At 68.4% G+C, this 24,032-nt stretch carries 21 protein-coding genes and 1 tRNA gene; 11 read left to right on the top strand and 11 right to left on the bottom strand.

Annotated elements, in window-relative coordinates:
* The first annotated feature begins 54 nt into the window (after positions 1-54).
* From LDL49_RS15465 to pyk, 3 genes are read left to right on the top strand one after another with little or no spacing between them, the layout of a single operon-like run.
* On the top strand, positions 55-1,752 hold the full coding sequence (locus LDL49_RS15465) for a S8 family peptidase (protein WP_225291723.1): 1,698 nt from the start codon (positions 55-57) through the stop codon (positions 1,750-1,752).
* A gap of 60 nt (positions 1,753-1,812) precedes the next feature.
* Positions 1,813-2,163, top strand: a complete 351-nt coding sequence (locus LDL49_RS15460) for a DUF2784 domain-containing protein (RefSeq protein WP_225291722.1) — start codon at positions 1,813-1,815, stop codon at positions 2,161-2,163.
* Between the two features lie 35 nt (positions 2,164-2,198).
* Positions 2,199-3,626, top strand: a complete 1,428-nt coding sequence (gene pyk / locus LDL49_RS15455; RefSeq protein ID WP_225291721.1) for a pyruvate kinase — start codon at positions 2,199-2,201, stop codon at positions 3,624-3,626.
* A 355-nt stretch (positions 3,627-3,981) separates the two neighbouring features.
* Here the strand turns inward: pyk and dapD are convergent, their stop codons facing one another.
* Together dapD and LDL49_RS15445 are read right to left on the bottom strand one after the other, a co-directional pair.
* Positions 3,982-4,944 carry a 2,3,4,5-tetrahydropyridine-2,6-dicarboxylate N-succinyltransferase gene (gene dapD, locus LDL49_RS15450; RefSeq protein WP_225291720.1) on the bottom strand — a complete coding sequence of 321 codons (963 nt, stop codon included), beginning with the start codon at positions 4,942-4,944 and terminating at the stop codon, positions 3,982-3,984.
* Between the two features lie 156 nt (positions 4,945-5,100).
* Complete coding sequence (locus LDL49_RS15445; protein WP_308016123.1) at positions 5,101-6,225, bottom strand: LysR family transcriptional regulator; 1,125 nt, start codon at positions 6,223-6,225, stop codon at positions 5,101-5,103.
* Positions 6,226-6,295: 70 nt separating this feature from the next.
* On the opposite strand from LDL49_RS15445, the gene LDL49_RS15435 reads away from it, so the two are divergent.
* Entirely contained in the window at positions 6,296-7,243 is a 948-nt protein-coding gene (locus LDL49_RS15435) for an SDR family NAD(P)-dependent oxidoreductase (RefSeq protein ID WP_225291719.1), read from the top strand.
* A complete protein-coding gene (locus tag LDL49_RS15430; RefSeq protein WP_225291718.1) occupies positions 7,237-7,833 on the top strand; it encodes a TIGR03086 family metal-binding protein in 597 nt (198 codons plus the stop codon). The genes LDL49_RS15435 and LDL49_RS15430 overlap by 7 nt, the downstream gene beginning before the upstream one ends.
* Here the strand turns inward: LDL49_RS15430 and LDL49_RS15425 are convergent.
* A complete protein-coding gene (locus LDL49_RS15425) occupies positions 7,798-8,055 on the bottom strand; it encodes a hypothetical protein (protein WP_225291717.1) in 258 nt (85 codons plus the stop codon). The two genes, LDL49_RS15430 and LDL49_RS15425, sit on opposite strands and share 36 nt — an antisense overlap.
* 135 nt (positions 8,056-8,190) lie before the next feature.
* A tRNA-Leu gene (locus tag LDL49_RS15420) sits at positions 8,191-8,264 on the bottom strand.
* A gap of 116 nt (positions 8,265-8,380) precedes the next feature.
* Here LDL49_RS15420 and LDL49_RS15415 point away from each other — a divergent pair.
* The 3 genes from LDL49_RS15415 to LDL49_RS15405 all read left to right on the top strand — a co-directional run bounded on the left by LDL49_RS15415 (position 8,381) and on the right by LDL49_RS15405 (position 11,984).
* Positions 8,381-8,965, top strand: a complete 585-nt coding sequence (locus LDL49_RS15415) for an ANTAR domain-containing response regulator (protein ID WP_308016122.1) — start codon at positions 8,381-8,383, stop codon at positions 8,963-8,965.
* A gap of 149 nt (positions 8,966-9,114) precedes the next feature.
* Positions 9,115-10,410, top strand: coding sequence for an ABC transporter substrate-binding protein (locus tag LDL49_RS15410; RefSeq protein ID WP_225291716.1), 1,296 nt, complete (start codon positions 9,115-9,117; stop codon positions 10,408-10,410).
* Positions 10,411-10,697: 287 nt separating this feature from the next.
* Positions 10,698-11,984 carry an ABC transporter substrate-binding protein gene (locus LDL49_RS15405; RefSeq protein ID WP_225291715.1) on the top strand — a complete coding sequence of 429 codons (1,287 nt, stop codon included), beginning with the start codon at positions 10,698-10,700 and terminating at the stop codon, positions 11,982-11,984.
* A gap of 3 nt (positions 11,985-11,987) precedes the next feature.
* On the opposite strand, the gene LDL49_RS15400 is transcribed toward LDL49_RS15405, so the two are convergent.
* Positions 11,988-12,848 carry a hypothetical protein gene (locus tag LDL49_RS15400; RefSeq protein WP_225291714.1) on the bottom strand — a complete coding sequence of 287 codons (861 nt, stop codon included), beginning with the start codon at positions 12,846-12,848 and terminating at the stop codon, positions 11,988-11,990.
* Positions 12,849-13,192: 344 nt separating this feature from the next.
* On the opposite strand from LDL49_RS15400, the gene LDL49_RS15395 reads away from it, so the two are divergent.
* The gene (locus LDL49_RS15395; RefSeq protein WP_263655048.1) at positions 13,193-14,329 is read left to right on the top strand and encodes an ABC transporter substrate-binding protein; all 1,137 of its coding nucleotides are present in this window, start codon (positions 13,193-13,195) and stop codon (positions 14,327-14,329) included.
* 96 nt (positions 14,330-14,425) lie between these two features.
* Here LDL49_RS15395 and LDL49_RS15390 read toward each other — a convergent pair whose 3' ends face one another.
* The 6 genes from LDL49_RS15390 to LDL49_RS15365 all read right to left on the bottom strand — a co-directional run bounded on the left by LDL49_RS15390 (position 14,426) and on the right by LDL49_RS15365 (position 19,694).
* Positions 14,426-14,827: a hypothetical protein gene (locus tag LDL49_RS15390; RefSeq protein WP_225291712.1), complete on the bottom strand. Its 402-nt coding sequence runs from the start codon at positions 14,825-14,827 to the stop codon at positions 14,426-14,428.
* Positions 14,828-14,888: 61 nt separating this feature from the next.
* A complete protein-coding gene (locus tag LDL49_RS15385) occupies positions 14,889-15,698 on the bottom strand; it encodes an ABC transporter ATP-binding protein (protein ID WP_372470368.1) in 810 nt (269 codons plus the stop codon).
* Positions 15,695-16,645 (bottom strand): ABC transporter ATP-binding protein, encoded by a 951-nt coding sequence (locus LDL49_RS15380; protein ID WP_225291711.1) that lies wholly within the window; start codon positions 16,643-16,645, stop codon positions 15,695-15,697. Before LDL49_RS15380 ends, LDL49_RS15385 begins: the two co-directional genes overlap by 4 nt.
* Positions 16,635-17,621 (bottom strand): branched-chain amino acid ABC transporter permease, encoded by a 987-nt coding sequence (locus LDL49_RS15375; protein ID WP_225291710.1) that lies wholly within the window; start codon positions 17,619-17,621, stop codon positions 16,635-16,637. The genes LDL49_RS15380 and LDL49_RS15375 overlap by 11 nt, the downstream gene beginning before the upstream one ends.
* Positions 17,622-17,634: 13 nt before the next feature.
* Positions 17,635-18,924 carry a branched-chain amino acid ABC transporter permease gene (locus tag LDL49_RS15370; RefSeq protein ID WP_225291709.1) on the bottom strand — a complete coding sequence of 430 codons (1,290 nt, stop codon included), beginning with the start codon at positions 18,922-18,924 and terminating at the stop codon, positions 17,635-17,637.
* Between the two features lie 425 nt (positions 18,925-19,349).
* Complete coding sequence (locus tag LDL49_RS15365) at positions 19,350-19,694, bottom strand: PaaI family thioesterase (RefSeq protein ID WP_225291836.1); 345 nt, start codon at positions 19,692-19,694, stop codon at positions 19,350-19,352.
* A gap of 131 nt (positions 19,695-19,825) precedes the next feature.
* On the opposite strand from LDL49_RS15365, the gene polA reads away from it, so the two are divergent.
* Both polA and LDL49_RS15355 read left to right on the top strand, forming a co-directional pair.
* The gene (polA, locus tag LDL49_RS15360; protein WP_225291708.1) at positions 19,826-22,516 is read left to right on the top strand and encodes a DNA polymerase I; all 2,691 of its coding nucleotides are present in this window, start codon (positions 19,826-19,828) and stop codon (positions 22,514-22,516) included.
* A 326-nt stretch (positions 22,517-22,842) separates the two neighbouring features.
* Positions 22,843-23,898, top strand: coding sequence for a polysaccharide deacetylase family protein (locus LDL49_RS15355; RefSeq protein WP_225291835.1), 1,056 nt, complete (start codon positions 22,843-22,845; stop codon positions 23,896-23,898).
* The last annotated feature ends 134 nt before the right edge of the window (positions 23,899-24,032 follow it).

The raw sequence follows: 24,032 nt of genomic DNA, 5'->3' as shown, positions 1-24,032 counted from the left end.
GGACTGGGGTCGGGAAGATGCAGTTTCTCGTGTGACGCCGTGGATGGGGGAAGAATGAGGCGATTCGCCGCCGGCCTGATGGCCTTGGCCTTGGCCGGTTCGCTGGCGGCCTGCGCGCCCCCCGCGGCGCCCAAGGCGGGGCCGGACAAGGAGTACCTCGTCTTCTACGCCGACGGCCGGATGGGGGCGGCGGTCTCCGCCGTCGAGCGCGCGGGCGGTCACCTCGTCACCACCGACACCAAGCTCGGCTACGTCGTGGCCAAGGGCGGGGGCGACGCGTTCGTCGACGCCCTCGGCGCGGACCAGGCCGTCGTCGGCGTCACGCCCGACCGCGAGATCGGCTTCGCTCCCGGCCTCACACCCCGCGCCCAAGGCGCGACGGCCGCGCTCGCGTCCGGTGCTCAGAGCCCGGCGACCGGGGGCGCGCTCGCATCCGGTGCTCAGGGCGCGCTGGAGCCGCGGGCGTTCCCCGACGCGTCGGCCCTCACGACCAAGGCGGGAGAGCCTCTTGCCCCCCGTCAGTGGGACATGAGGATGATCGGCGCCGACCGCGCCAACAAGAAGGTGCCCGGCAGCAAGAAGGTGTTCGTCGGCGTCATCGACACCGGCATCGACGGCAAGCACCCCGACATCGCCCCGAACTTCAACCGCGCCCTCAGCCGCAACTTCGTCACCGACAAGCCGAACGACGAGAACGGAGACACGCTCGACGGCCCCTGCGAGGTGCCGAGCTGCAAGGACCCGGCCGACCAGGACGACGAGGGCCACGGCACCCACGTGGCCAGCACGATCGGCTCGCCGCTGAACCACATCGGCATCGCGGGCGTGGCGCCGGGTGTGCAGCTCGTCAACATCAGGGCGGGGCAGGACTCCGGGTTCTTCTTCCTCAAGCCCAGCCTCGACGCGCTCACGTACGCCGCCGACATCGGCGTGGACGTGGTGAACATGAGCTACTACGTGGACCCGTGGCTGTTCAACTGCGCGCACAACAAGGCCGACAGCAAGAAGCAGCAGCTGCAGCAGCGCGCGATCATCACCGGCATGCAGCGGGCACTCGACTACGCGCGCAAGAAGGGCGTCACGCTCATCTCCGCGCTCGGCAACGGCTCCACCGACCTCGGCAAACCCAAGGTCGACACGTCCAGTCCCGGCTACCCGCGCGGCAGCGAGAAGACCCGCAAGGTCGACAACTCCTGCATCAACGTGCCCGCCGAGTCCAGGGGCGTCATCTCGATCGCCGCCGTGGGCCCGTCCGGCCGCAAAGCCGGCTACAGCGACTACGGGATCGAGCAGGCCGACCTGGCCGCGCCCGGCGGCGACGTGACGGAGGGCAAGGGTGCCTCGACCACCAGGTCGATCCTGGCGGCCGCCCCCGAGGCCGTGCTCCGTCGTACCGGCCTGCTGGACAAGTCGGGCAAGCCGAAGTCCTCCGCGGTCGTCCGTGACTGCAGCAGCAGTCCTTGCTCCTACTACCAGTATCTGGACGGCACCTCGATGGCGGCCCCGCACGCGACCGGCGTCGCCGCGATCCTGATCAGCCGCTTCGGCAAGCCCGGCAAGGGCGGAGCGGCGCTCTCTCCGGCCACGGTCGAGAAGCTCCTGTACAAGACCGCCGATCACAAGGGGTGCCCGTCGCCCCGCACGTACACCTACGAGAGCGACAAGCAGACCTGCGAGGGCGGCAGGTCCAAGAACGGTTTCTACGGCCACGGGATCGTCGACGCCTGGAAGGCCGCGACCGTCGCACGATGACGCCCTGGAAGGCGGCGACCGTCAGTCCATGATGTCCAGGAATGGCGCTACCGTCAGAGCATGATGTATCGCCTCATCGCGGACACCGCGATGGTGGTGCACTTCGCCTTCCTGGCTTACATGGCCGTGGGCGGGTATGTCGCATGGCGCTGGCGGCGCACGATCTGGGTCCATCTCGCGGTCACGACCTGGGGCCTGATCTCGCTGGCCACCGGTGTCGAATGCCCGCTCACGGTCGTGGAGGATTGGGGGCGCCGCAACGCCGGACTCCAGGGCCTCCCGCCCACCGGCTTCATCGACCACTACATCGAAGGCGTGATCTACCCCGAGGAATACGCGAACTTGGCCCGTCTGGGGGTCGCCATTCTCGTGTTGTTCTCCTACACCGGGTACGTTCTGCGTCGTCAATGACAGCCAAGTGGTCTGTACCAATTAAGGTAGGACTCGTGACTCGTCGCGCGAAAATAGTCTGCACTCTAGGTCCTGCCACGTCCTCTCCCGAACGCCTGCGCGAGCTGATCGCCGCCGGCATGGACGTGGCCCGGTTCAACCTCAGTCATGGCGACCATGACATGCACCGTGAGGTATACGACCGGGTCAGAGAGGTGGCGGCCGACCTCGGCCGCGGTGTAGGCGTGCTCGCCGACCTGCAGGGCCCCAAGATCCGCGTCGGCAGGTTCGAGGAAGGCCCGGTCCGGCTCGGCTTCGGCGACGTCTTCACGATCACCACCGAGGACGTGCCGGGAGACCGCGAGCAGGTCTCCACCACCTACAAGGGCCTGCCGGGCGACGTACGCCCCGGTGACACCATCCTGGTCGACGACGGCCGCCTCGTCCTGGAGGCGACCAGCGTCGAGGGCGACCGGGTCATCACGCGCGTCGTCATCGGCGGCATGATCTCCGACAACAAGGGCCTCAACCTGCCGGGCATCAACGTCAGCGCGCCCGCGCTCACCGACAAGGACGAGGCCGACCTGCGCTGGGCGCTGCGCACCGGCTTCGACATGATCGCCCTGTCCTTCGTCCGCCGCCCGTCCGACGCCGACGTGGTGCGCAACATCATGGAGCAGGAGGCCGTCCGGCTCCCGCTGCTCGCCAAGATCGAGAAGCCGCAGGCGGTCGACCGCCTGCCCGAGATCGTCGAGGCGTTCGACGGCATCATGGTCGCCCGCGGCGACCTCGGCGTGGAGCTGCCCCTGGAGCAGGTGCCGATCGTCCAGCGGCGCATCATCGAGCTCTGCCGCGAGAAGGCCCGCCCGGTCATCGTGGCCACCCAGATGCTCGACTCGATGATGAGCGCGCCCCGCCCCACCCGCGCCGAGGCGTCCGACGTCGCCTACGCGGTCATGGACGGCGCCGACGCGGTCATGCTCTCGGGCGAGACCTCGGTGGGCAACTATCCCATCGAGTCGGTCTCCACCATGGACCGCATCGCGCGCGCGGCGGAGGAGCACTCGCTGCACGCCACCCACTCCCTGGAGCGCCTGCCGGAGACGACGGGCGGCGCCATCGCCCGCGCCGCCGCCGAGGTCGGCGCGATCGTCGGCGCGAAGGCGCTCATCGCGTTCACGATGTCGGGCGAGACGGCCCGCCGCCTGGCCCGCTACCGCTCGCCGATCCCGCTGCTGGCCTTTACCTCGGCACCGCACGTGCGGGGGCAGCTGTCGCTGACGTGGGGGGTGGAGACGTTCCACGTGCCGTTCGTCCACCACACGGACGACATGGTGCGCCAGGTGGAGGCGTCGCTGCTGACGCTGGGCCGCCTGGAGAAGGGCGACAAGGTGGTCATCGTGGCCGGCTCCCCTCCCGGCACCCCGGGCTCCACCAACGCCCTCCGCGTCCACACCATCGGCTCGGCGGTCTCCCACAGCTGATTTATGGCAAGCCTTTTAGGGCTATTTTTTACGGCAAAGCACGGGAGGACCCACCCTGGACGGTCGGCTGACGGCCCTCCAGGGGAACGCTCCTCCGCTTCCCCGGCTTGCCGCCGTGACGTGGCGCATTCTTGGCCGTCTCCGTGGGCCGGGCGGTGCCGGTGGGGGTGGGGACTGCCCAACTGTTGGCGCGTAGCCGTACACCCGCGCTTGGTAGGTGTAGTAGAGCCGCAGGGGCTCTCGCGGAGGCCTCCGCGAGAGATTCGAAGGCCCCTGCGGGAACCTCTCGCGGAGGCCCCTCAGTGGAGTCACGAGGCCGGTCGCGGCCCCGGTGTGGCGGGCCCCATGTGGAGGGTCAGTTGGCGTGGAGCGAGGCGTTGAGCTCGACGGGACCGCCGGCACGAGGGGCGGCTTCCACGGCGCCGGTTTGGGAGTTGCGGCGGAACAGGAGGCCGTTCGTACCCGACAGTGACTTGGCCTTGACGACGCGGCCGTCCGGGAGGGCGACCTTGGTGCCGGCTGTGACGTAGAGGCCCGCCTCCACCACGCAGTCGTCGCCCAGCGAGATGCCGATGCCGGCGTTCGCGCCCAGCAGGCAGCGTTCGCCGATGGAGATGACCTCCTTGCCGCCGCCCGAGAGCGTACCCATGATCGAGGAGCCGCCGCCCACGTCGGAGCCGTCGCCGACGATCACGCCCGCCGAGATGCGGCCCTCGACCATCGAGGCGCCCAGCGTGCCCGCGTTGAAGTTCACGAAGCCCTCGTGCATCACCGTGGTGCCGGTGGCCAGGTGCGCGCCGAGGCGTACCCGGTCGGCGTCGGCGATCCGGACACCCGCCGGCAGCACGTAGTCGACCATCCGGGGGAACTTGTCCACCCCATACACCGACACCGCCCCCCGGGCCCGCAACCTCAGCCGGGTCTGTTCGAACCCCTCCACCGGACACGGCCCGAAGTTGGTCCACACGACGTTCGCCAGCAAGGAGAACAGGTTGTCGAGACTCAGCCCATGCGGCTGGACCAGGCGGCTGGAGAGCAGGTGCAGCCTGAGGTAGGCGTCGTGCGTGTCCGCCGGCGGCTCGGAGAGCTTGGCGATGCCGGTGCGTACGGCCACCACCTCGACCCCCCTGGCCGGGTCGGGACCCACCAGCGAGGCCAGCTCGCCGGCCTCCTCGGCGGAGAGCCGCTCGGTGCCCGTAACGGGCGGGTCGCCCAGCTGGGGAGCGGGGAACCAGGTGTCAAGTACGGTGCCGTCGGCGGCGATGGTCGCGAGCCCGATGGCGTGCGCGCCGGTCACGGTGGGATCGATAGCTGTCACTGGCACAAACTATCGTCATCCGCTCCGGTCCCTGAGCCCGGAGTCTCCCGTGTCATCACCTCGCCGACCCACCGGACGGCATTCCACGGGTCACGCGCGCCCATGGTCGATCACCTGGTCGTCCGGCCCGGTCATCCGACCACTCACCCGACCCGGTCATCCGACCCGGTCACCTGGCTCAACCGCGGGCCAGCGTGCCACGTCTCCGGCCGCGACGTCCGTACCCGCGAGACTGGCACCCGCGACAGCTGCACCCGCGCCCGCGACACCACCCGCGACGGCCGCACCCGCGACGGAGGCGGTCGCGACGGCCGTACCAGCGACACCCGCAGTCGCGACGTTCGCGGCGTTCGCGGCGTTCGCGGCGGTGCGGACGAAGGCGGCCAGGGCGGGGGAGCGGGTCTGCTCCGGCCAGGCCAGGACGACCGTGGTCGGGGCGGCGTCCACGACTGGGACGCAGACCAGATCGCGCCGTACCTGCTCCTTGGCCGATTCGGGGACGACGGCGATCAGTCTGCCGAGGGCGACCAACTGCATGATCTGAGCGGCATCCCCCGCCTGCAACCCCGCCGCGACATGCGGCTCGGACCCGCCCAACGGCTTGGACGAGACCTGCGGCCGGGAGACGTGCGGTGCGGAAGCGTGCGGCTCGGAGGCATGCCGTCCGGAGGCGCCAGGATGGGGAGGGCGGGGATCGGGCCAGCGCGGGGTCGGGTCGGCGTCCAGGTCGGCGAGGTGGACGAACGGCCGTCCGGCCAGCGGGTGCCGGGCAGGTACGACGGCCACACCGCCCTCCACCAGCAGCGGCTCCGTGTCGAACCCCGTCATGTCCTCCCAAGGGCGGTGCAGGAACGCCACGTCCGCCGTACCGTCACGCAACAGCCGGGCCCGCTCCGTCACCCCGCACAGCACCACCTCCACCGGCAGGGCCTCCGGGCATGACCGGTAGGCGGCCAGGATGTCAGGAAGCAGCGCGCCGTCGCCGCCCGGCTTCAGTGCCACCACGAGCCGCGGCTCGGTCCGCCCCGCCCTGCGGGTGCGGTGTTCGGCCGCCGCCACCGCGTCCAGGGCCTTGGCGGCCTCCCTGGCCAGTACCTCGCCCGCCGGGGTGAGTGTCACCCGGCGGCCCGAGCGGTCGAAGAGGGTCACCCCGAGCCGTCGTTCGAGCTTCTGGATCGCCCTCGACAGCGGCGGCTGCGCGATCCCCAACCGCTCGGCCGCCCGGCCGAAGTGCAGCTCCTCGGCGACGGCGGCGAAGTAGGCCAGCTCACGCGTCTCCATACCCGCAGGGTATCGACCCCGACCCAGTTGGTGTTGGTCCAGCCACGATCAACGGTGGTGTGCTCGGGGAATGACCGCATCGACGATCGCCTTGGTGACCGGGGCGAACAAGGGCATAGGTTTCGAGGTCGCCGCGCAGTTGGCCGCCAGGGGCATGACGGTGCTGCTCGCCGCCCGAGACGCACGCCGCGGTGAGGCGGCAGCCGCCAGGCTCCGCGCGACCGCCACAGGCGTGTCCACAGACATGACCGCGCCAGACGCCGCCACCATGGACCGACCGGGCTTCACCACCATGGACGGGCCAGGACCCGGGGAAGCGGACGGCCCTGGTTTCAGCGGTACGAACGGACCCGGTTTCAGCGGTACGGACAGGGCTGGTCCCATCGGAATGGACAGCGCAGGTTCCGGCGGAACGTACAAGCCTGCTGGCTTCGACATCCATCCGCTCGTTCTCGATGTCACCGACACCGCCACCATCCAGGCGGCCGCCGCCCACGTGGCCGACCGCTACGGCCGTCTGGACGTACTCGTGAACAACGCCGGCATCTCCGGCCACCACGCAGGTGAGGCGCCGAGCACCACCCGGCCCGAGCTGGTGCGCCAGGTGTTCGAGACGAACGTCGTCGGCGTGCTCATGGTGACGAACGCGTTCCTGCCCCTGCTCAGGCGCTCGCCCGCCGCCCGCATCGTGAACGTCTCCAGCGGCGTGGGCTCCCTGACCCATCACACGAATCCGGATCACTACATGTCGGGACTTCCGGCGTCGGCGGTGTATCCGCCGTCCAAGACGGCGCTCAACGCGCTGACGATCCAGTACGCCAAGGAACTCCGCAAGGACGGCATCCTGGTCAACGCCGCAGCGCCCGGAGCCTGTGCCACGGACTTCACCAAGGACCTCGGGTTGCCCATCACCCGCACAGCGGCCGACGGGGCGGCCATTATCGTCAGGTTGGCCACCCTCGGCCCCGACGGGCCGACGGGCGGATTCTTCGACGATGACGGGACAGTGCCTTGGTAGACATCATTGAGCTCAACCGCCGGTCCGTACAGGCGACCGTGGACCTGGTGGCGACCATCAAGCCGGGCGACCTGGACCGGCCGACCCCGTGTGCGGGGTGGGCGGTGCGCGACCTGCTCGCCCACCAGATCGTGCAGAACCACGGCTTCGCCTTCGCCGCCTCCGGTGCGCGGTCCGATCTGGAGATGTGGGAGCCGAGTCCGGTGGGCGATGACCCGGTGGAGGAGTACGCGGCGTCGGCGCGGGCGGTGCTGGACGCCTTCGCGGCGGACGGCGTACTTGATCGAGGGTTCCACCTGCCGGAGATCCGCGACGGGGGGCCGTTCCCCGCGAAGCTCGCGATCGGGTTCCACTTCATCGACTGCGTGGTCCACGACTGGGATTTCGCCAAGGCGCTGGGCGTCCCCGCGAACGTGGAGGAGGATCTGGCCGAGGCCGCGCTGCCGCTGGCCGCCCAGGTGCCCGACACACCGGAGACGCGCGGGGAAGGCCGGGCGTTCGTGGCCGGGGTGGCGGCTGCGGACGACGCCCCGGCTCTGGACCGGGTGGTGGCGCTACTCGGCCGCTCGCCGGGCTGGGCGGCGGGCTGAGGCGGCTTGCCAGGCTAATGGGCGGACTGAAGCGCCTCGCCGGGCTGGTGGGCAGACGAACGAGGCGAAGCGCAGCCCGGAGAAGTCGACCCTGTTGAACCGCGCCCCGTCGAGGGCCACCTCGGCGGAGGGCTCCGGCATGGGGAACGGCTCGTCGCTCAGCTCTCCCTGGCCGACCCAGCCCTGCCGGTAACGTCCTCGCGGTCCTGAGAGCTCGAACACGACGCCTCCACGGCCCGTCCCGGAAACCAAGCGCCCGCCCCGGAAACGGAGCCAGGGTAGGGAACAGCGCCCCCCGGAAGTAGCGCCCGGACAAGGAACAGCGCCCGGCCGAAGTGGCCGGGCGACTGATCTAGGTGCCCCGGGTGGGACTCGAACCCACACTGTGCGGGTTTTGAATCCGCTTCCTCTGCCAATTGGGATACCGAGGCGAGGGTCCGGAAATATCCGGATCCGTCCTTATCGCACGGCGAAAGGGTAGCCGAAATTCGCAGCCACCCACCACCGGCGTCGCTCTAATCTAGCGGACATCGGTACTCTCTTGCTCGTGAGTACGCAGCGGCGAGTGGTGATCGCGGAAGACGAGGCCCTGATCCGCCTCGATCTCAAGGAGATGCTCGAGGAAGACGGCTACATCGTCGCAGGCGAGGCCGGTGACGGCGAGCGAGCGATCCAGCTGGCCACCGAGCTGAGGCCGGACCTGGTGATTCTCGACGTCAAGATGCCCGTTCTCGACGGCATCTCGGCGGCCGAGCGGATCGTGGCGGAGCGGATCGCCCCGTGCCTCATCCTGACCGCCTTCTCCCAGCGCGACCTGGTCGAGCGGGCCAGGGACGCGGGGGCCATGGCCTATCTGGTCAAGCCGTTCACCAAGGCCGACCTGGTGCCCGCCATCGAGATGGCGGTCAGCCGGCACGAGGAGATGGTGGCGCTGGCCGCCGAGGTGTCGAGCCTGTCCGACAGGCTGGAGACCAGGAAACTGGTGGAGCGGGCGAAGGGGCAGCTGATGTCCGCGCATGGCTGGAGCGAGCCGCAGGCGTTCCGGTGGATCCAGAAGGCGTCGATGGACCGTCGGCTGAGCATGCGCGAGGTTGCCCAGATCGTTATAGACGACACGGCGGAGCGTGGCTGAGGGACGGCATATCACTGGATTTGTCCCCGTGGGTTGTGGCGCGATTACGAGTGGGCATCCAACCGGCCTCGGTCTCCTTCGCCTGAGGCGTCCCGGTCGCATGCTGATGGGCGGACAGAAGATCCGCTCACCTGGACGGAGACGCTTCGATGATCCGCATTTCCCGGGCCATGGCCGTCGCCACCGCGTCGGCCCTGGCACTGGCGGCCTGCTCCACCAGGGGCACCACCACCGCGCCGGGCTCCGCGAGTACGGCCACCGCTCAGGCGACGGCGACAGGGAGCGCGGCCAAGGGCGACGGCACCCTGACCATTGGCTCGGTGCTGCCGCAGACGGGTTCGCTGGCCTATCTCGGCCCGCCCGAATACGCCGGCATCGACCTGGCCGTCAAGGAGATCAACGACGCTGGCGGGGTGCTCGGCAAGCCGGTGAAGAAGATCCACACCGACTCGGGCGACACCGCCACGAACATCGCCTCGCAGTCGGTGGACAAGCTGCTCACGCAGAAGGCCGACGCCATCATCGGCGCCGCGTCGAGCTCGGTGTCGAAGTCGATCATCGACAAGATCACCCGGGCGGGCGTCGTGCAGTTCTCGCCGGCCAACACCGCCGACGAGTTCACCACGATCAAGGACGACGGACTCTACTTCCGTACGGCACCGCCGGACCGGCTTCAGGGGCGGGTCCTGGGTGACCTGGTGGTGTCCGACGGCAACGACACCGTCGGCATCCTGGCCATGCAGGACTCCTACGGCACCGGCCTGGCCGACCAGGTCACGCAGACCGCCGAGGCGGGGGGCGCCAAGGTGGTCGAGCGGGTGGACTACGACCCGAAGGCGGCCGAGTTCTCCGCCGACGTGGCGAAGATCAAGGCGGCGAACCCGAAGGGCATCGTGCTCATCGGCTTCGCGGAGACCGCCAAGGTGGTGGCGGAGCTCGTCAAACAGGGCCTTACGGCGGACAAGCACAAGTGGTACATGGTCGACGGCAACATGTCGAACACCAACTACGTCAAGATGCCCAAGGACACGCTGAAGGGCGTCAAGGGCACCATTCCCGGCGCGGCGGCGCCCGAGGCGTTCCAGAAGCGGCTCCTGACCACCGACCCGAAGCTCACCAACTACACCTACGCCGCGGAATCGTACGACGCGGCGATCCTCATCGCGCTGGCCGCCGAGGCGGCCAAGGACGACGCGGGCGCGGCGATCGCGGCCAAGCTCGTGGACGTCAGCAAGGGCGGCGAGAAGTGCAAGGACTTCAAGTCCTGCGACGAACTGCTCAAGGCGGGCAAGGACATCGACTACGACGGCGTGAGCGGTCCGGTCGACTTCAACGACGCGGGCGATCCGTCCGTCGCGACGATCGGCGTCTACCAGTACAGCACCGACAACAAGTACAACGCCGCCAAGGCGCTCGAATATCGCAAGGGCGACATCTCCGGCTGACGCCCCCACAACGACGCCCCCACAACGACGCCCCCACAACGACGGCCCCGATCCCAGGATCGGGGCCGTCCGTGACTGACAGGGACGTTACGAACGCCCTCCGCAGTGACGGCCCCCCAGCGACGCCTCGATCCGGAGGGCGGGGCCGTCAACCACTGACTGAGACATTACAAATGGGTATAAAAAGGTTGTAAGAACTCCACGCCCCCTCCCCAGACAGGCATGCTGAGCTTGGGAAACGCGGCGAGGTAGATCGTTCCCTTCGCTGACACAGAAGGGGGAGTCACATGATGCGCAAGCGCCTGCTGGCATCCGCAGTGGTCTCGAGCCTGGCGTTGACGGCCTGCGGTGGTGGCGGCGGTGACACAGGGGCCAAAGAAGCGTCGTCGGCCGCTCCGACCTCGGCCGCCGCCGAGGCCAAGGGCGACGGCACGTTGACGATCGGCACCCTGCTCCCGCAGACGGGTTCGCTGGCCTTCCTCGGGCCGCCCGAGTTCGCGGGGGTCGACGCGGCCGTGAAGGAGATCAACGACGCGGGCGGGGTCCTCGGCAAGCCGGTCACGAAGATCGATACGGACTCGGGCGACACGACGACGAACATCGCCTCGCAGTCGGTGGACAAGCTGCTCACGCAGAAGGCCGACGCCATCATCGGCGCCGCGTCGAGCTCGGTGTCGGAGTCGGTGATCGACAAGATCACGGGCGCCGGGGTCGTCCAGTTCTCGCCGGCCAACACCTCCGACAAGTTCACCACGATCAACGACAACGGCCTGTACTTCCGTACGGCTCCGCCGGACAAGCTGCAGGGGCGGGTGCTGGGCGACCTGATCGTGGCCGACGGCAACGACACGGTCGGCATCCTGGCCATGCAGGACTCCTACGGCTCGGGCCTGGCCGACCAGGTCACGAAGACCGCGGAGGAGGCCGGGGCCTCGGTGGTGGAGCGGGTGGACTACGACCCGAAGGCCGCCGACTTCTCCGCCGACGTGGCGAAGATCAAGGCGGCGAACCCGAAGGCGGTCGTGCTGATCGGCTTCGAGGAGAGCGCCAAGGTCGTCGCGGAGCTGGTCAAGCAGGGCCTCACGGCCGACAAGGTCAAGTGGTACATGGTCGACGGCAACATGTCCAACAGCAACTACCTGAAGATGCCCAAGGGCACGCTGGCGGGCGTCAAGGGCACCATCCCCGGTGCCGCGGCGCCCACCGACTTCCGGAAGAAGCTGCAGGCGATCAACCCCAAGCTGACCAGCTACACCTACGCCGCGGAGTCGTACGACGCCACGATCCTCATTGCGCTGGCCGCCGAGGCGGCCAAGGGCGACAGCGGCCGGTCGATCGCGGCCAAGCTGCCCGAGGTGAGCGAGGGCGGCGAGAAGTGCAAGACCTTCAAGTCGTGCGTCGACCTGCTGAAGACCGGCAAGGACATCGACTACGAGGGCGTGAGCGGCCCGGTCGAGTTCAACGCCGCCGGTGACCCGTCGGTCGCGACGATCGGCGTCTACCAGTACGGCGAGGACAACAAGTACGACGCCACCAAGGCGCTGGAATATCGCACCGGCAAGATCGAGGGCTGAGGCTCAGCCGCCCAGCCCGCACGTCTTGAGCGCATAAGCGGTCAGCCGCTCCTGGAGCGGTTTGGGCGGCACGACGATGACCACGCGTTCCTCGCCGCCGTCGATGGTGGCCCGTACGGGGAACAGGAACGCCTTCTTGCCCTCGGCGAACGCGTGCGGGTCGCAGCGGCCGGGGGTGAGCTCGAGGGCCACCCGCGCCTGCTGCGCCCCGGCGTCCAGGGTCGCCAGCGGCCTGCTCTTCTTGACGGGGGTGGCGATGTAGTGGGTGGTGCCGCCCACGTCCTGGACGGCCACCACACCCGTGCCGCTGCGGGTCAGGACGAGGCTGCCGCGCATCACCTTGCCGACCTGTGTCCAGTCGTCGCCGAACTCGATGTCGGCCGCCTCCTTGATCAGGAACGCGGAGCATTCGTCACGCAGCAGCCTGGTCAGCAGCGGGTCCGGGTGCGGCACCTTGAAGACCACCCTGCGCAGCGCCTCGGACCCGGAACGGAGGTGGGCCACGACCGTGGCCGGTTGCAGCGTGGGCAGGCCCTTGGGCGAGCAGTTGGCCGCGCCGTACGGGATGCGCAGGTCGGTGCGGGGCGTCCGCTTCAGGAGCGCGTCGGCCCGTTCGGGAGGCAGTGTCTTGAACGACGGTGTGACAAGCTGGACGTCGGAGAAATAGACCGGCGTGTCCGTTGTGTTGGTCACGGCCACCTCGATGGCGTGTACGGGCTCGTCAGAGCGCCACTGGGCCAGCGAGACCGACACCCCTTTGGGAGGGTCGGCAGGAGGCGCGGCGGGCGCCTCAGAGGCACCACAGCCCGTCAGAAGGCCAAGGGGCAGGATCGCCATGCCGAGGAAGGCCGCTGTGCGCTTCACCAGTCGAACATTAGGCGTGATCCTCAGGCTCCCGTAAGTTGAGGAGTGATTACGACTCCGCATCCAAGTACCGACAGTTCTCCCTTTCATCTGTTGAACTGGCCTTACGTTCTATAGCTTTCCGTCATTCGATTCGGGAACGTCGGCGGTGCTGACCTCACCCGGCCTGGAAATGAAGGAGACACTTCATGATCCGCATTGCTCCCGCGGGACGGGCGCTGGCTGTCGTGGCTGCCACGAGCCTGGCCCTGACAGCCTGCGGTGGTGGCGGTAACACCGCTGCGCCGGCCTCGTCTTCGGCCGCGCCATCCAGTGCGGCTGCCGCGGCCAAGGGCGACGGGACCTTGACTGTTGGCACTCTGCTGCCGCAGACCGGTTCGCTTGCCTTCCTCGGCCCGCCCGAGTTCGCCGGTGTGGACGCCGCGATCAAGGAAATCAACGAAGCCGGTGGCGTGCTTGGCAAGCCGGTGACCAAATATGACACCGACTCCGGTGACACCACCACGAACATCGCTTCGCAGTCGGTGGACAAGCTGCTCGCGCAGAAGGCCGACGCCATCATCGGCGCCGCGTCCTCCTCGGTGTCGGAGTCGGTGGTCGACAAGATCACGGGTGCCGGCGTGGTTCACTTCTCGCCGGCCAACACCTCTGACAAGTTCACCACGATCAAGGACAACGGCCTGTACTTCCGTACGGCTCCGCCGGACAAGCTGCAGGGCCGCGTGCTGGGTGACCTGATCATCGCCGACGGCAGCGACACGGTCGGCATCCTGGCCATGCAGGACTCCTACGGCACCGGCCTGGCCGACCAGGTGGCCAAGACCGTCGGCGACGGTGGCGCCGAGGTCGTCGAGCGCGTGGACTACGACCCGAAGGCCGCCGACTTCTCCGCCGACGTGGCGAAGATCAAGGCGAAGAACCCGAAGGCCATCGTGCTGATCGGCTTCGAGGAGACCGCCAAGGTCATCCAGGAGCTGGTCAAGCAGGGTATGCCGGCCAGCAAGCACAAGTGGTACATGGTGGACGGCAACACCTCCAACACCAACTACGTCAAGATGCCCAAGGGCACTCTGAAGGGCGTCAAGGGCACCATCCCCGGTGCGGCCGCTCCGGAGGACTTCAAGGGCAAGCTCATGGCGGTCAACCCCAAGCTCGAGGACTTCAGCTACGCGCCTGAGTCCTATGACGCCATGAACCTGATCGCGCTGGCCGCCGAGGCGGCCAAGAGCGACGCGGGTGTCGACATCGGCGCCAAGCTGGCCGAGGTCAGCAAGGGCGGCGAGAAGTGCAACAACTTCAAGTCGTGCGTCGACCTGCTCAAGGCCGGCAAGGACATCGACTACGACGGCGTGAGCGGTCCGGTCGAGTTCAACGAGGCCGGTGACCCGGCGGTCGCCACGATCGGCATCTACGAGTACGGCGCCGACAACAAGTACCCGACCAAGGCGCTCGAGTACCGCACCGGCAACATCGCCGGCTAGTCCGTACGCCGCACACCCTGAAAGGCCCGGTCCGGTTCCGCTGGATCGGGCCTTTCGGCTGTCTCCGGGCTATTCGCCGCGGGCTCTGTTCCCCGGCTATTGGCCGCAGCCCGCCACGATCTCGTCCGCGGCGATCCGGTACTGCGTGAGCAGCGCTACCTGCCGCTCACGCGGAACGTCGGCCCTGGACAGGCCCGCCGTCGTGGACTCGACCGTGCGCACGGCCGTACCCAGCGACTCGGGCAGGCGCGGGCCGAACTGCAGCGTGATGCCGCGCGCCTCCGCGAGGCGGCCGAGCAGCGCGTCCTCGAAGTTCTGGGTGTTCTCCTGGCCCTTCGGCTTCAGCATGAGGCCGACGTAGCCGATCGCGGAGACCACGCGCGCGCAGGGGTCGTCGGTGGGGTCGCCGCCGGTGCTGTACTTGCCGGCCGAGGCGGCGTTGTGCTGACAGGCGACGAGGATGGGCAGCAGGAGCGCGATTGTCGCAATTCGTCTCACAGCGCTCATTAAAGAACGGCGAAGGGGCTCATGGGGAGCCCCTTCGCCGTTCTGAGATCTTCTAGGCCTTGGCCAGGGTGCCGAGGTAGAGCTCGATCACCTTGGGGTCGTTGGCCAGCTGGCGGCCGGTGCCGGTGTAGGCGTTGCGGCCCTGGTCGAGCACGTAGCCGCGATGGCAGATCTGCAGGCAGCGCCGGGCGTTCTGCTCGACCATGATGACCGTCACGCCCGCCTTGTTGATCTGCTGAGCCTGGATGAACACCAGGTCCTGCAGCATCGGCGACAGGCCCGCCGACGGCTCGTCCAGCAGCAGCACCGACGGCTCGGTCATGAGCGCCCTGGCCATCGCCACCATCTGCCGCTCGCCGCCCGACAGCGAGCCGGCCCGCTGCTTGCGCCGCTCCTTGAGAGCCGGGAACAGCTCGGCGACGAACTCGAAGCGCTCCTTGAACTTGCCGGGCACCTGGAAGGCGCCCATCTCGAGGTTCTCCTCGATGGTGAGGCTCGGGAAGACGTTGTTGGTCTGCGGGACGTAACCGACCCCGCGGGCGACCAGCGAGTGCGCCTTCATGTTCGTGATGTCCTCACCCTTCAGCACCACCGTGCCGCTGCGGATGTTGACGAGCCCGAACATGGCCTTGAGCAGCGTCGACTTACCGGCGCCGTTGGGGCCGATGATGCCGATCAGCTCACCCTCGCCGACGTAGAGGTCGGAACCGTTGAGGATGTTGACGCCCGGCAGATAGCCGGCGATGAGCTCGTCGCACCGCAGCACGGCGTTCGCGGCGCCCGCCAGGTGGGCGCCCCGGTCGGTGATGGCCGCCTTCGACTCGGGCACGGAGCCGGGTGCGGACTCGGGGACGGCGTTCACTTCTGCGTCTCCTCTTCGATCTCGGCCTCCAGCGCCGCCTCCGCCTGGTGCAGCTGCTCTTGGAGCTCGCTGTCCGACAGCGGCGCGTCGTGGTGGGCGCCCAGGTAGGCGTCGATGACGCGGGAGTCGGACATGATCGTGTCCGGTGGCCCCTCGGCGATGATGGCGCCCTGGGCCATGACGATCACCCAGTCGCTGATGTCGCGGACCATGTCCATGTCGTGTTCGACGAACAGCACGGTCATGCCCTGATCGCGCAGGTCCTTGACGTGGCCCAGCAGCGACTGGGTCAGCGCCGGGTTGACGCCGGCCATCGGCTCGTCGAGCATGACCAGCTCGGGCTTGACCATGAGCGCGCGGGCCATCTCCAGCAGCTTGCGCTGGCCGCCGGACAGCGATCCGGCGAAGTCCTCGCGCTTGGCGTCGAGCTTGAACCTGGCCAGCAGATCCTCGGCCTGCTCGGTGATCGCGTCTTCCTGGGCGCGCCAGGAGCCGGGCACCAGCGCCCGCCAGAAGTTCTCGCCACGCTGGTGCTGGGCGCCGAGCCGCATGTTCTCCATCACGGTCAGCCTGGACAGGGCCTTGGTGAGCTGGAAGGTACGGACCATGCCGGCGCGGGCCACCCGGTGGGCGGGCACTCCGCTCATGTTGTTGCCGTTGAACGTCCACTTGCCGGCGTCAGCGGTGTCGAAGCCGGTGAGCTGGTTGAAGAACGTCGTCTTGCCGGCGCCGTTGGGGCCGATCAGGGCGGTGATGGAGCCGCGCTGGATCTCGACGTGGTCCACCTCGACGGCGGTCAGGCCGCCGAAGCGGCGCACGACGCCGTCGACCACGAGGATCGGGTCGGGCTTGGGCACGCCCGGGTCGCGAGCCAGGTCCTTGAAGGCTGCCAGAGCCGCGGCCTTGCGCTCGGAGACCGTGTTTGCGGCTGTTGTTTCAGCGGACATCGAAAGCTATCTCCCTCTTGTCACCGAAGATGCCCTGTGGCCGGAAGATGAGCAACAGGATCAACCCGAGACCAACCAGGATGTAGCGCACCGGGCCGACCTGGATCGAGGTCATGAAGGGGATGTACCCCGCCTGAACCGCTTCACTGAGCACGCCGTTGACCAGGACCAGCAGCACCCAGAAGATCATGGATCCGACGACGGGGCCGAGCACGCGGGCCGCGCCACCGAGAATCACGATCGTGTAGGCGAAGAAGGTGGTCTCGGTGCCGAAGACGTCCGGCTGTACCGAGGCGTAGGCCAGGCCGTACACGAAGCCGCCCAGGCTGCCGATGACGCCGCCGAGGATGAGCGATTGCATCTTGTACGAGAAGACGTTCTTGCCGAGGCTGCGTACGGCGTCCTCGTCCTCGCGGATGGCCTTGAGCACGCGGCCCCACGGGCTGCGCATGAGCAGGTAGACGATGCCGCAGGAGATGGCGACCAGCACCCAGCCGACGAGCATGATCCACAGCAGCCGGTGGCTGAAGGTGAACCAGCCGATGCCGTACTCGCCCTCCGGGAAGGGGTTGAGCGCGTAGAAGCCGTCGGAGAAGCCGCGCTGCCCGTCGGAGCCGCCGAAGACCTCCTTGAACTTCACCGAGCGGAAGACGAGCCTGACGATCTCGGCGGCCGCGATGGTGACGATGGCCAGGTAGTCGGCCCGCAGGCGCAGCGTCGGCGCGCCCAGGAGCAGGGCCAGGAGCACCGCGGCGATGAGACCGACCGCGATGCCGATCCAGAAGGGCAGGTTCAGGACGGTGACCGTGACGGCCAGGCCGTAGCCGGCGACGCCCATGAACGCCGCCTGCCCGAAGTTGAGCAGGCCCGTGTAGCCGAAGTGGATGTTGATGCCGATCGCGGCGAGCGCGTAGAGCACCGTCTCGACGCCGATGGCGGACTTGACGGTGGTGCTGATGATCGTGATCCAGTCCATGTGACTCCCCCCGTCAGCCGATCCGCTCTCGGCGGCCCAGGATGCCCTGTGGCCGGAAGAGGAGCACGATGATGAGTACGGCCAGCGCGCCGACGCTCTTGAGCTCCGGCGGCACCCACAGCGTGGAGACCTGGATGAACAGGCCGACCACGAGCGAGCCCACCAGGGCGCCGAACGCGGTGCCGAGCCCGCCGAGCGTCACGCCGGCGAAGATGAGCAGCAGGATGTCCTGGCCCATGGTGTATTTCAGGTTTTGCGACAGGCCGAGCATGATGCCGGCCAGCGCGGCGATGGCGCCGCCCGTGGTCCAGATGATGCGGATGACCCGGTCGACGTTGATGCCCGATGAGGCGGCCAGCGCCGGGTTGTCGGCGACCGCGCGGGCCGCCTTGCCGGTGCGGGTGCGCAGCAGCGCCACGCCGACGATGACGAGGACCGCCAGCTCGATGCCCATCGCGACGAAGTTCTTCGGAGCCGCGGAGATCGGGCCGATCTCGATGCCCGGCTGCGCGGTGTATTGGGCGAACGACTCGTTCTGCCCGCCGAACAGGATCAGGAAGACATAGCGCAGGAAGAGCGCCACGCCGATCGAGATGATCATCATGGCGATGGTGCCGGTGCCGCGCCTGCGCAACTGCCCCCAGAACAAGCGGTCCTGAAGGTAGCCGAGCGCGCCCCCGGCGATCACCGCGATCACGGCCGCGGGGATCAGATGCAGGCCGAAGCCCACGTTGAACATGTAGGCGAGCAGCGCGCCCATCGTGACGAGCTCACCGTGGGCGAAGTTGGTCAGGCCCGTGGTGCCGTAGATCAGCGAGAGGCCGAGCGCGGCCAGCGCGATGATCAGGCCGAGGTTCAGGCCCTCGAAGGTGAGCTGCGCGGCCTGGTCCAAGAAGGGACTGGTCTCGCCGCCCTCCTCCGCGGTCGGTTGGCCCGCGGCGCCCTTGGGCTGCAGGGCGAACAAGACGGTGGACACGTTGCCGGAAAAGACGGTCGGGGTGCGGACGGCGTTGCCGCCCCTGATCACCGCGTTGGGAGGGAGCGTCTTGACATCCAGCGTGACCTTGTACTTGCCCGGTTTGTCGACCGGGACTTCCCAAGCGCCCTGGGCGTTGCTTGTAACCTCCTTGACGGGTTGTCCGCCTTCGGTGGTCACGACGATTTTCACGCCGTTCACTGGTTGGCCTTGGAGTTTGAGTGTTCCCCTCAAACCCTGATCGGGGGCCGCCGCCTGGGCGGGGACCGCGAGCAGGAAGATGAGTCCACCCAGGAAGGCCGTGAACGCGATCACGGCTCTGCGCAATGGTGCTCCCTCAAATAGGTCAAGGCGGGGTTGTGCCCCTCCATCTCGACACGTGGGCATCGCAGGCACAACAAAACTGGATGCTGTGGCGGGAGCTTATTCTGGTCGCGCCCGGTTCAGTATCGTTCGTCACCAATTAGTGACACGTGCGTGTCGCTCATGTGAGGAACCAACGCGCCAGGTCAGGGGCTAAATCCCGCTAGACGCCTGGCGCTTCAGGGGCGCGAATGCATAACGATCGCTGCAGAACGTGAACGAGCCCGCGGAAGAGGACCTTTGGGACCATGTAGGGCTTCCCCGGCCTCACACGTTATCTACTCGGCCTCCCCGCGGGCTCCGCTCGGACAACCGTAGCGACCCACGGGGCTGGTGTGCAAAGAGAGCCGGAAAGTCGCGTGGCGTTCGGTGATCGCGCGGCGTGCGGGTCAGCGATCGCGCAGCATGCAGGTCAGCCGGGAGGTGCACACACGCCGCCCCTGCTCGTCGGTGATCTCGATCTCGTACGTGGCCAGCGAGCGGCCGCCGTGCAGCCGGGTCGCCACGCCGGTGACGAAGCCGGAGGTGGCCGAGCGGTGGTGGGTGGCGTTGATCTCGATGCCGACGGCGATGCGATCCGCGCCCGCGTGGATGGCCGCGCCGGTCGAGCCCAGCGTCTCGGCGAGCACGACGGACGCCCCGCCGTGCAGCAGGCCGTACGGCTGGGTGTTGCCCGCGACCGGCATCCGGCCCACGACCCGCTCCGCGCTGGCCTCGACGAACTCGATGCCCATCCGGTCGGGAAGCGTGCCTTCGTGGACGGCGTTCAACGTCTGGAAATCCACCGGGTCGATCCGCGTCAAGGGGAGTCCTCCAGTCTTCCGAGCTCAGGTTTTCTGTCGGAGATGGAGACTAGGCTGCTTGTGTGCCGAAGAGTGAAGTGACCCCCAGCCGCCCGTGCCTGTTGCTGCTCGACGGGCATTCCCTGGCCTATCGCGCGTTCTACGCGCTCAAGGACGCCAACCTCATGACCACCGACGGTCAGCACACCGAGGCGGTCTACGGGTTCACCTCGATGCTGACCAACATCCTGCGCGACGAGCAGCCGTCGCACGTGGCCGTCGCGTTCGACCGGTCGGAGCCGACGTTCCGGCACGAGGAGTACGCCGACTACAAGGCCAACAGGAGCGAGACCCCCGAAGACTTCCGGGGCCAGATGCAGCTCATCTACGAGCTCCTCGACACGCTGCGCGTCCCGCGCATGTCCAAGGCCGGGTTCGAGGCCGACGACCTCATCGCCACGCTCGCCACCCGGGCCAGCGCCGAGGGCATGAACGTGCTGATCGTCACCGGTGACCGCGACGCGCTCCAGCTGGTCGACGAGCAGGTCACGGTCCTGATGACGCGCCGCGGCATCAGCGACATGACCCGGTTCACCCCCGAGGCCGTCGAGGAGAAATACGGCCTGACCCCGGTCCAATACCCCGACTTCGCGGCGCTGCGCGGCGACCCCAGCGACAACCTGCTCAGCATCCCCAGCGTCGGCGAGAAGACCGCCGCCAAGTGGATTCGCGAGTTCGGCTCGCTGACCGCGCTGGTCGACCGGGTCGACGAGGTCAAGGGCAAGGTCGGCGACAAGCTTCGCGAGCACGTCGCCCAGGTGCTGATGAACCGCCGGCTCACCGAGTTGCTCCGCGACGTCCCGATGGAGGTCGACCTGGGCGAGCTCAAGCAGGGCGTCTGGGAGCGCGAAGAGGTCAACAAGCTCTTCGACACGCTGCAGATCCGCGGCGAGCTGCGCGAGCGCGTCTTCAAGGTGCTCGGCACCGGCGAGCAGGAGCCCGACCAGGGCTTCGAGGTGGAGACCATCATCCTCGGCCCCGACCGGGTCGCGGGCTGGCTGTCCGCGCTGCCCGCCGGCCGGGCCGGTCTGGCCTTCAAGGGCGCCTACGGCAGCGGCACCGGGCGCATCGACGCCCTCGCGATCGCCTCGCCCGACGGCACCGCCGCCTTCATCGACCCGGTCAAGCTCACCGAGTCCGACGAGGTCGCGCTGCGCGCCTGGCTGGCCGACACGGACCGGCCCAAGGCCGTCCACGACGCCAAGGGGCCGATCCTCGCGCTCTGGGCGCAGGGCATGAGCCTCAAGGGCCTGACCTGCGACACGGCGCTGGCGGCCTATCTGGCGATGCCCGGTCAGCGTACGTTCGCCCTCGAAGACCTGGCCCGGCGCTACCTCAACCGCGACCTGCGCGCCGAGGAGGAGTCCAGCGGGCAGGCGGCGCTGTTCGGCGACGACGAGGACGCCCCCGCCAAGGACCTGGCGCTGCGCGCCCATGCCGTGCGCGAGCTGGCCGAGGCGCTGGAGGCCTTCCTGACGGGCCGCGGCGGCACCCAGTTGCTGACCGACGTGGAGCTCCCGCTGCTGAGCGTGCTGGCGGAGATCGAGCGCGCGGGCATCGCCGTCGACAGCGAATACTTCGCCGGTCTGGAGGCCGAGTTCGGCGCCGCGGTCAAGCACGCGGTCGAGGAGGCGCACGCGGCCGTCGGCGAGCAGTTCAACCTGGGCTCGCCCAAGCAGCTGCAGGAGATCCTCTTCACCAAGCTCAACCTGCCCAAGACGAAGAAGATCAAGACCGGCTACAGCACCGACGCCGACCAGCTCGCCTGGCTCGCCACGCAGACCGAGCACGAGCTGCCGATCATCATGCTGCGCCACCGCGACCAGACCAAGCTGCGCACCACCGTCGAGGGCCTGATCAAGGAGGTCTCCGACGACGGGCGGATCCACACCACGTTCAACCAGATCATCGCGGCCACGGGCCGCCTGTCATCAGAAAAGCCCAACCTCCAGAACATCCCGATCCGCACCTCCGAGGGCCGCCGCATCCGGCAGGGCTTCGTGGTCGGCGAGGGCTACGAGACGCTGCTCACGGCCGACTACAGCCAGATCGAGCTGCGCATCATGGCCCACCTGTCGGGCGACGAGGCGCTGATCGCCTCCTTCGAGTCGGGTCACGACTTCCACCAGGCGACCGCGGCCCGGGTGTTCGACCTGCCGCCCGAGCAGATCGACGGCGAGCTGCGGGCGCGCATCAAGGCGATGAACTACGGTCTCGCCTACGGTCTGTCCGACTTCGGGCTGTCCGGGCAGCTCAACATCCCGGTGGCCGAGGCGCGGGCGCTCAAGGAGGAATACTTCCAGGAGTTCGGCGGCGTCCGCGACTTCCTGCACGCCATCGTCCAGCAGGCGCGCAGCGACGGCTACACCGAGACCATCATGGGCCGGCGCCGCTACCTGCCCGACCTGACCAGCGACAACCGGCAGCGCCGCGAGATGGCCGAGCGCATGGCGCTCAACGCGCCCATCCAGGGCTCGGCGGCCGACATCATCAAGGTGGCCATGCTCAACGTCTCCCAGGCGATGAGCGTGGAAGGACTGGGCTCCCGGATGCTGCTGCAGGTCCATGACGAGCTGGTGTTCGAGGTGGCCCCCGGCGAGCTCGACCGGCTCCGCACCCTCGTGTGCGACCAGATGAACGCGGCCTACCACCTGCGGGTCCCGCTGGAGGTCTCCGTGGGCGTCGGCCGCACCTGGGAGGACGCGGGCCACTAAGGACGCGGGCCACTGACGGCCGCCGACGCCCGTGAGGGCTCGCGCGGCCGATCTCACTGACGCTGAGCGTGAGGGGCCGTGCGGGCGATCCCGTCGTACGGGACGTTTATCCCCGTACGGTGGGGCAAGTCGATCTTTGTCCGGTGGGACCGCCTGGCGCTGAGCGGCGGCGGTCCCACACCGTGAAACAGGGTGGTCCGGCGGGTCGCGAAACAGCGGCCGATACGGGGTTCTGGACTACCCTGAGGGTAATTTCCCCCGAGCGGCACGGGAGCCTTGTGCGATCGTCAGTGTCCTTCCCCCGGTTAATCGCCCTCGCGAACGTCATGGTCGTGGCAGTGGCGGTCATCGGGCTGATGCTGCAGTCCTCCTCCGGCCACCCCGTGCCCGGGCCACCGGTGGCGGCCAGGATCGAGCTGTCCGCGCAGCCCACCCCCGCCGACCCGGTGCCGACGTTCGCCGAGCCGCCCGGGGTGGTCTCCACGCCGGAGTTCGCCAAGCAGGTCAAGGCCAACGAGCTCGGGCTGGTGCCGGTGCTGATGTACCACCGGATACTCAACAAGCGGATCGCCTCGATCGACCGCACGCCCGACCAGCTGCGCAGGGAGCTGGAGAAGCTGGCCAAGCAGGGCTATGCGCCGATCACCGCCAAGGAGTTCGCCACCGGCGACATCCGGGTGCCCGCCGGCCGGTTCCCCGTGGTGCTGACCTTCGACGACGGGCACGAGAGCCACTTCAGGCTCGACGCGAGCGGCAACCCCGCGCCGGACACCGCGGTCGGGGTGCTCCTCGACGTGGCCCGGCGCTATCCCGAGTTCCGGCCGGTCGCCACGCTGTGGATCAACCACGACCCGTTCGGGCTGAGGCAGCCCGACCAGCAGGCGGCGGCCGTGCGGTGGCTGGTCGAGCACGGGTTCGAGGTGGCCAACCACACCTGGTCCCACCCCAATCTGGCCGCCATGCGGAAGAAGAAGGTCAAGGAGCAGATCGTCCGGCTCGAACGGCTGCTGAAGAAGCTCGGCGCCGGCCCGTCCGTCACCATGGCCCTGCCGTTCGGGGCGATGCCGCACCCGAAGAAGATCGCCCGGCACGGTGAGTGGGACGGCACCTCCTACGCCTTCGCCGGGGTCTTCCTGGCCGGAGCCGAGCCGTCTCTTTCGCCCTTTGCGAAAAAATTCGATCCCGTGGCCATCCAGCGCATCCAGAGCAACGGAAAAAAGGGCGAATGCCGCAAATGGTGCTCGCAGTACTGGCTGGAGTGGCTGAACAAGCATCCTGGGGACCGCTACGTCTCCGACGGGGACCCCACGAAAATCTCCATCCCGCAGCGGCTTCAGGGTAATATCACACCGAAGCGGAAAGATCAGCTGATCGTTTACTGACCAGTGCGGGGCCGGTTGGATTGACCCCACGCTCAAGGTCTCATATGCTGATCGCTGCGCTGTGGGCTCGCGCGCGCCTCAGACGGAGCGGGCTCGCGCTCGGTCACGTCGATGTCGTTATTTCTCGGCTTGAT

It is taken from the genome of Nonomuraea aurantiaca (assembly GCF_020215705.1).
GTDB lineage: Bacteria > Actinomycetota > Actinomycetes > Streptosporangiales > Streptosporangiaceae > Nonomuraea > Nonomuraea aurantiaca.
This window is presented reverse-complemented; position numbering and strand designations above follow the sequence as displayed.

What these genes read in the sequence shown, in the direction of transcription:
- LDL49_RS15465 (WP_225291723.1), top strand. Translation starts at nt 55, where the DNA reads ATGAGGCGATTCGCCGCCGGCCTGATGGCCTTGGCCTTGGCCGGTTCG.
- LDL49_RS15460 (WP_225291722.1), top strand. Translation starts at nt 1,813, where the DNA reads ATGATGTATCGCCTCATCGCGGACACCGCGATGGTGGTGCACTTCGCC.
- LDL49_RS15445 (WP_308016123.1), bottom strand. Translation starts at nt 6,225, where the DNA reads ATGGAGACGCGTGAGCTGGCCTACTTCGCCGCCGTCGCCGAGGAGCTG.
- LDL49_RS15435 (WP_225291719.1), top strand. Translation starts at nt 6,296, where the DNA reads ATGACCGCATCGACGATCGCCTTGGTGACCGGGGCGAACAAGGGCATA.
- LDL49_RS15410 (WP_225291716.1), top strand. Translation starts at nt 9,115, where the DNA reads ATGATCCGCATTTCCCGGGCCATGGCCGTCGCCACCGCGTCGGCCCTG.
- LDL49_RS15405 (WP_225291715.1), top strand. Translation starts at nt 10,698, where the DNA reads ATGATGCGCAAGCGCCTGCTGGCATCCGCAGTGGTCTCGAGCCTGGCG.
- LDL49_RS15380 (WP_225291711.1), bottom strand. Translation starts at nt 16,645, where the DNA reads ATGTCCGCTGAAACAACAGCCGCAAACACGGTCTCCGAGCGCAAGGCC.
- LDL49_RS15375 (WP_225291710.1), bottom strand. Translation starts at nt 17,621, where the DNA reads ATGGACTGGATCACGATCATCAGCACCACCGTCAAGTCCGCCATCGGC.
- LDL49_RS15365 (WP_225291836.1), bottom strand. Translation starts at nt 19,694, where the DNA reads ATGGGCATCGAGTTCGTCGAGGCCAGCGCGGAGCGGGTCGTGGGCCGG.
- LDL49_RS15355 (WP_225291835.1), top strand. Translation starts at nt 22,843, where the DNA reads ATGGTCGTGGCAGTGGCGGTCATCGGGCTGATGCTGCAGTCCTCCTCC.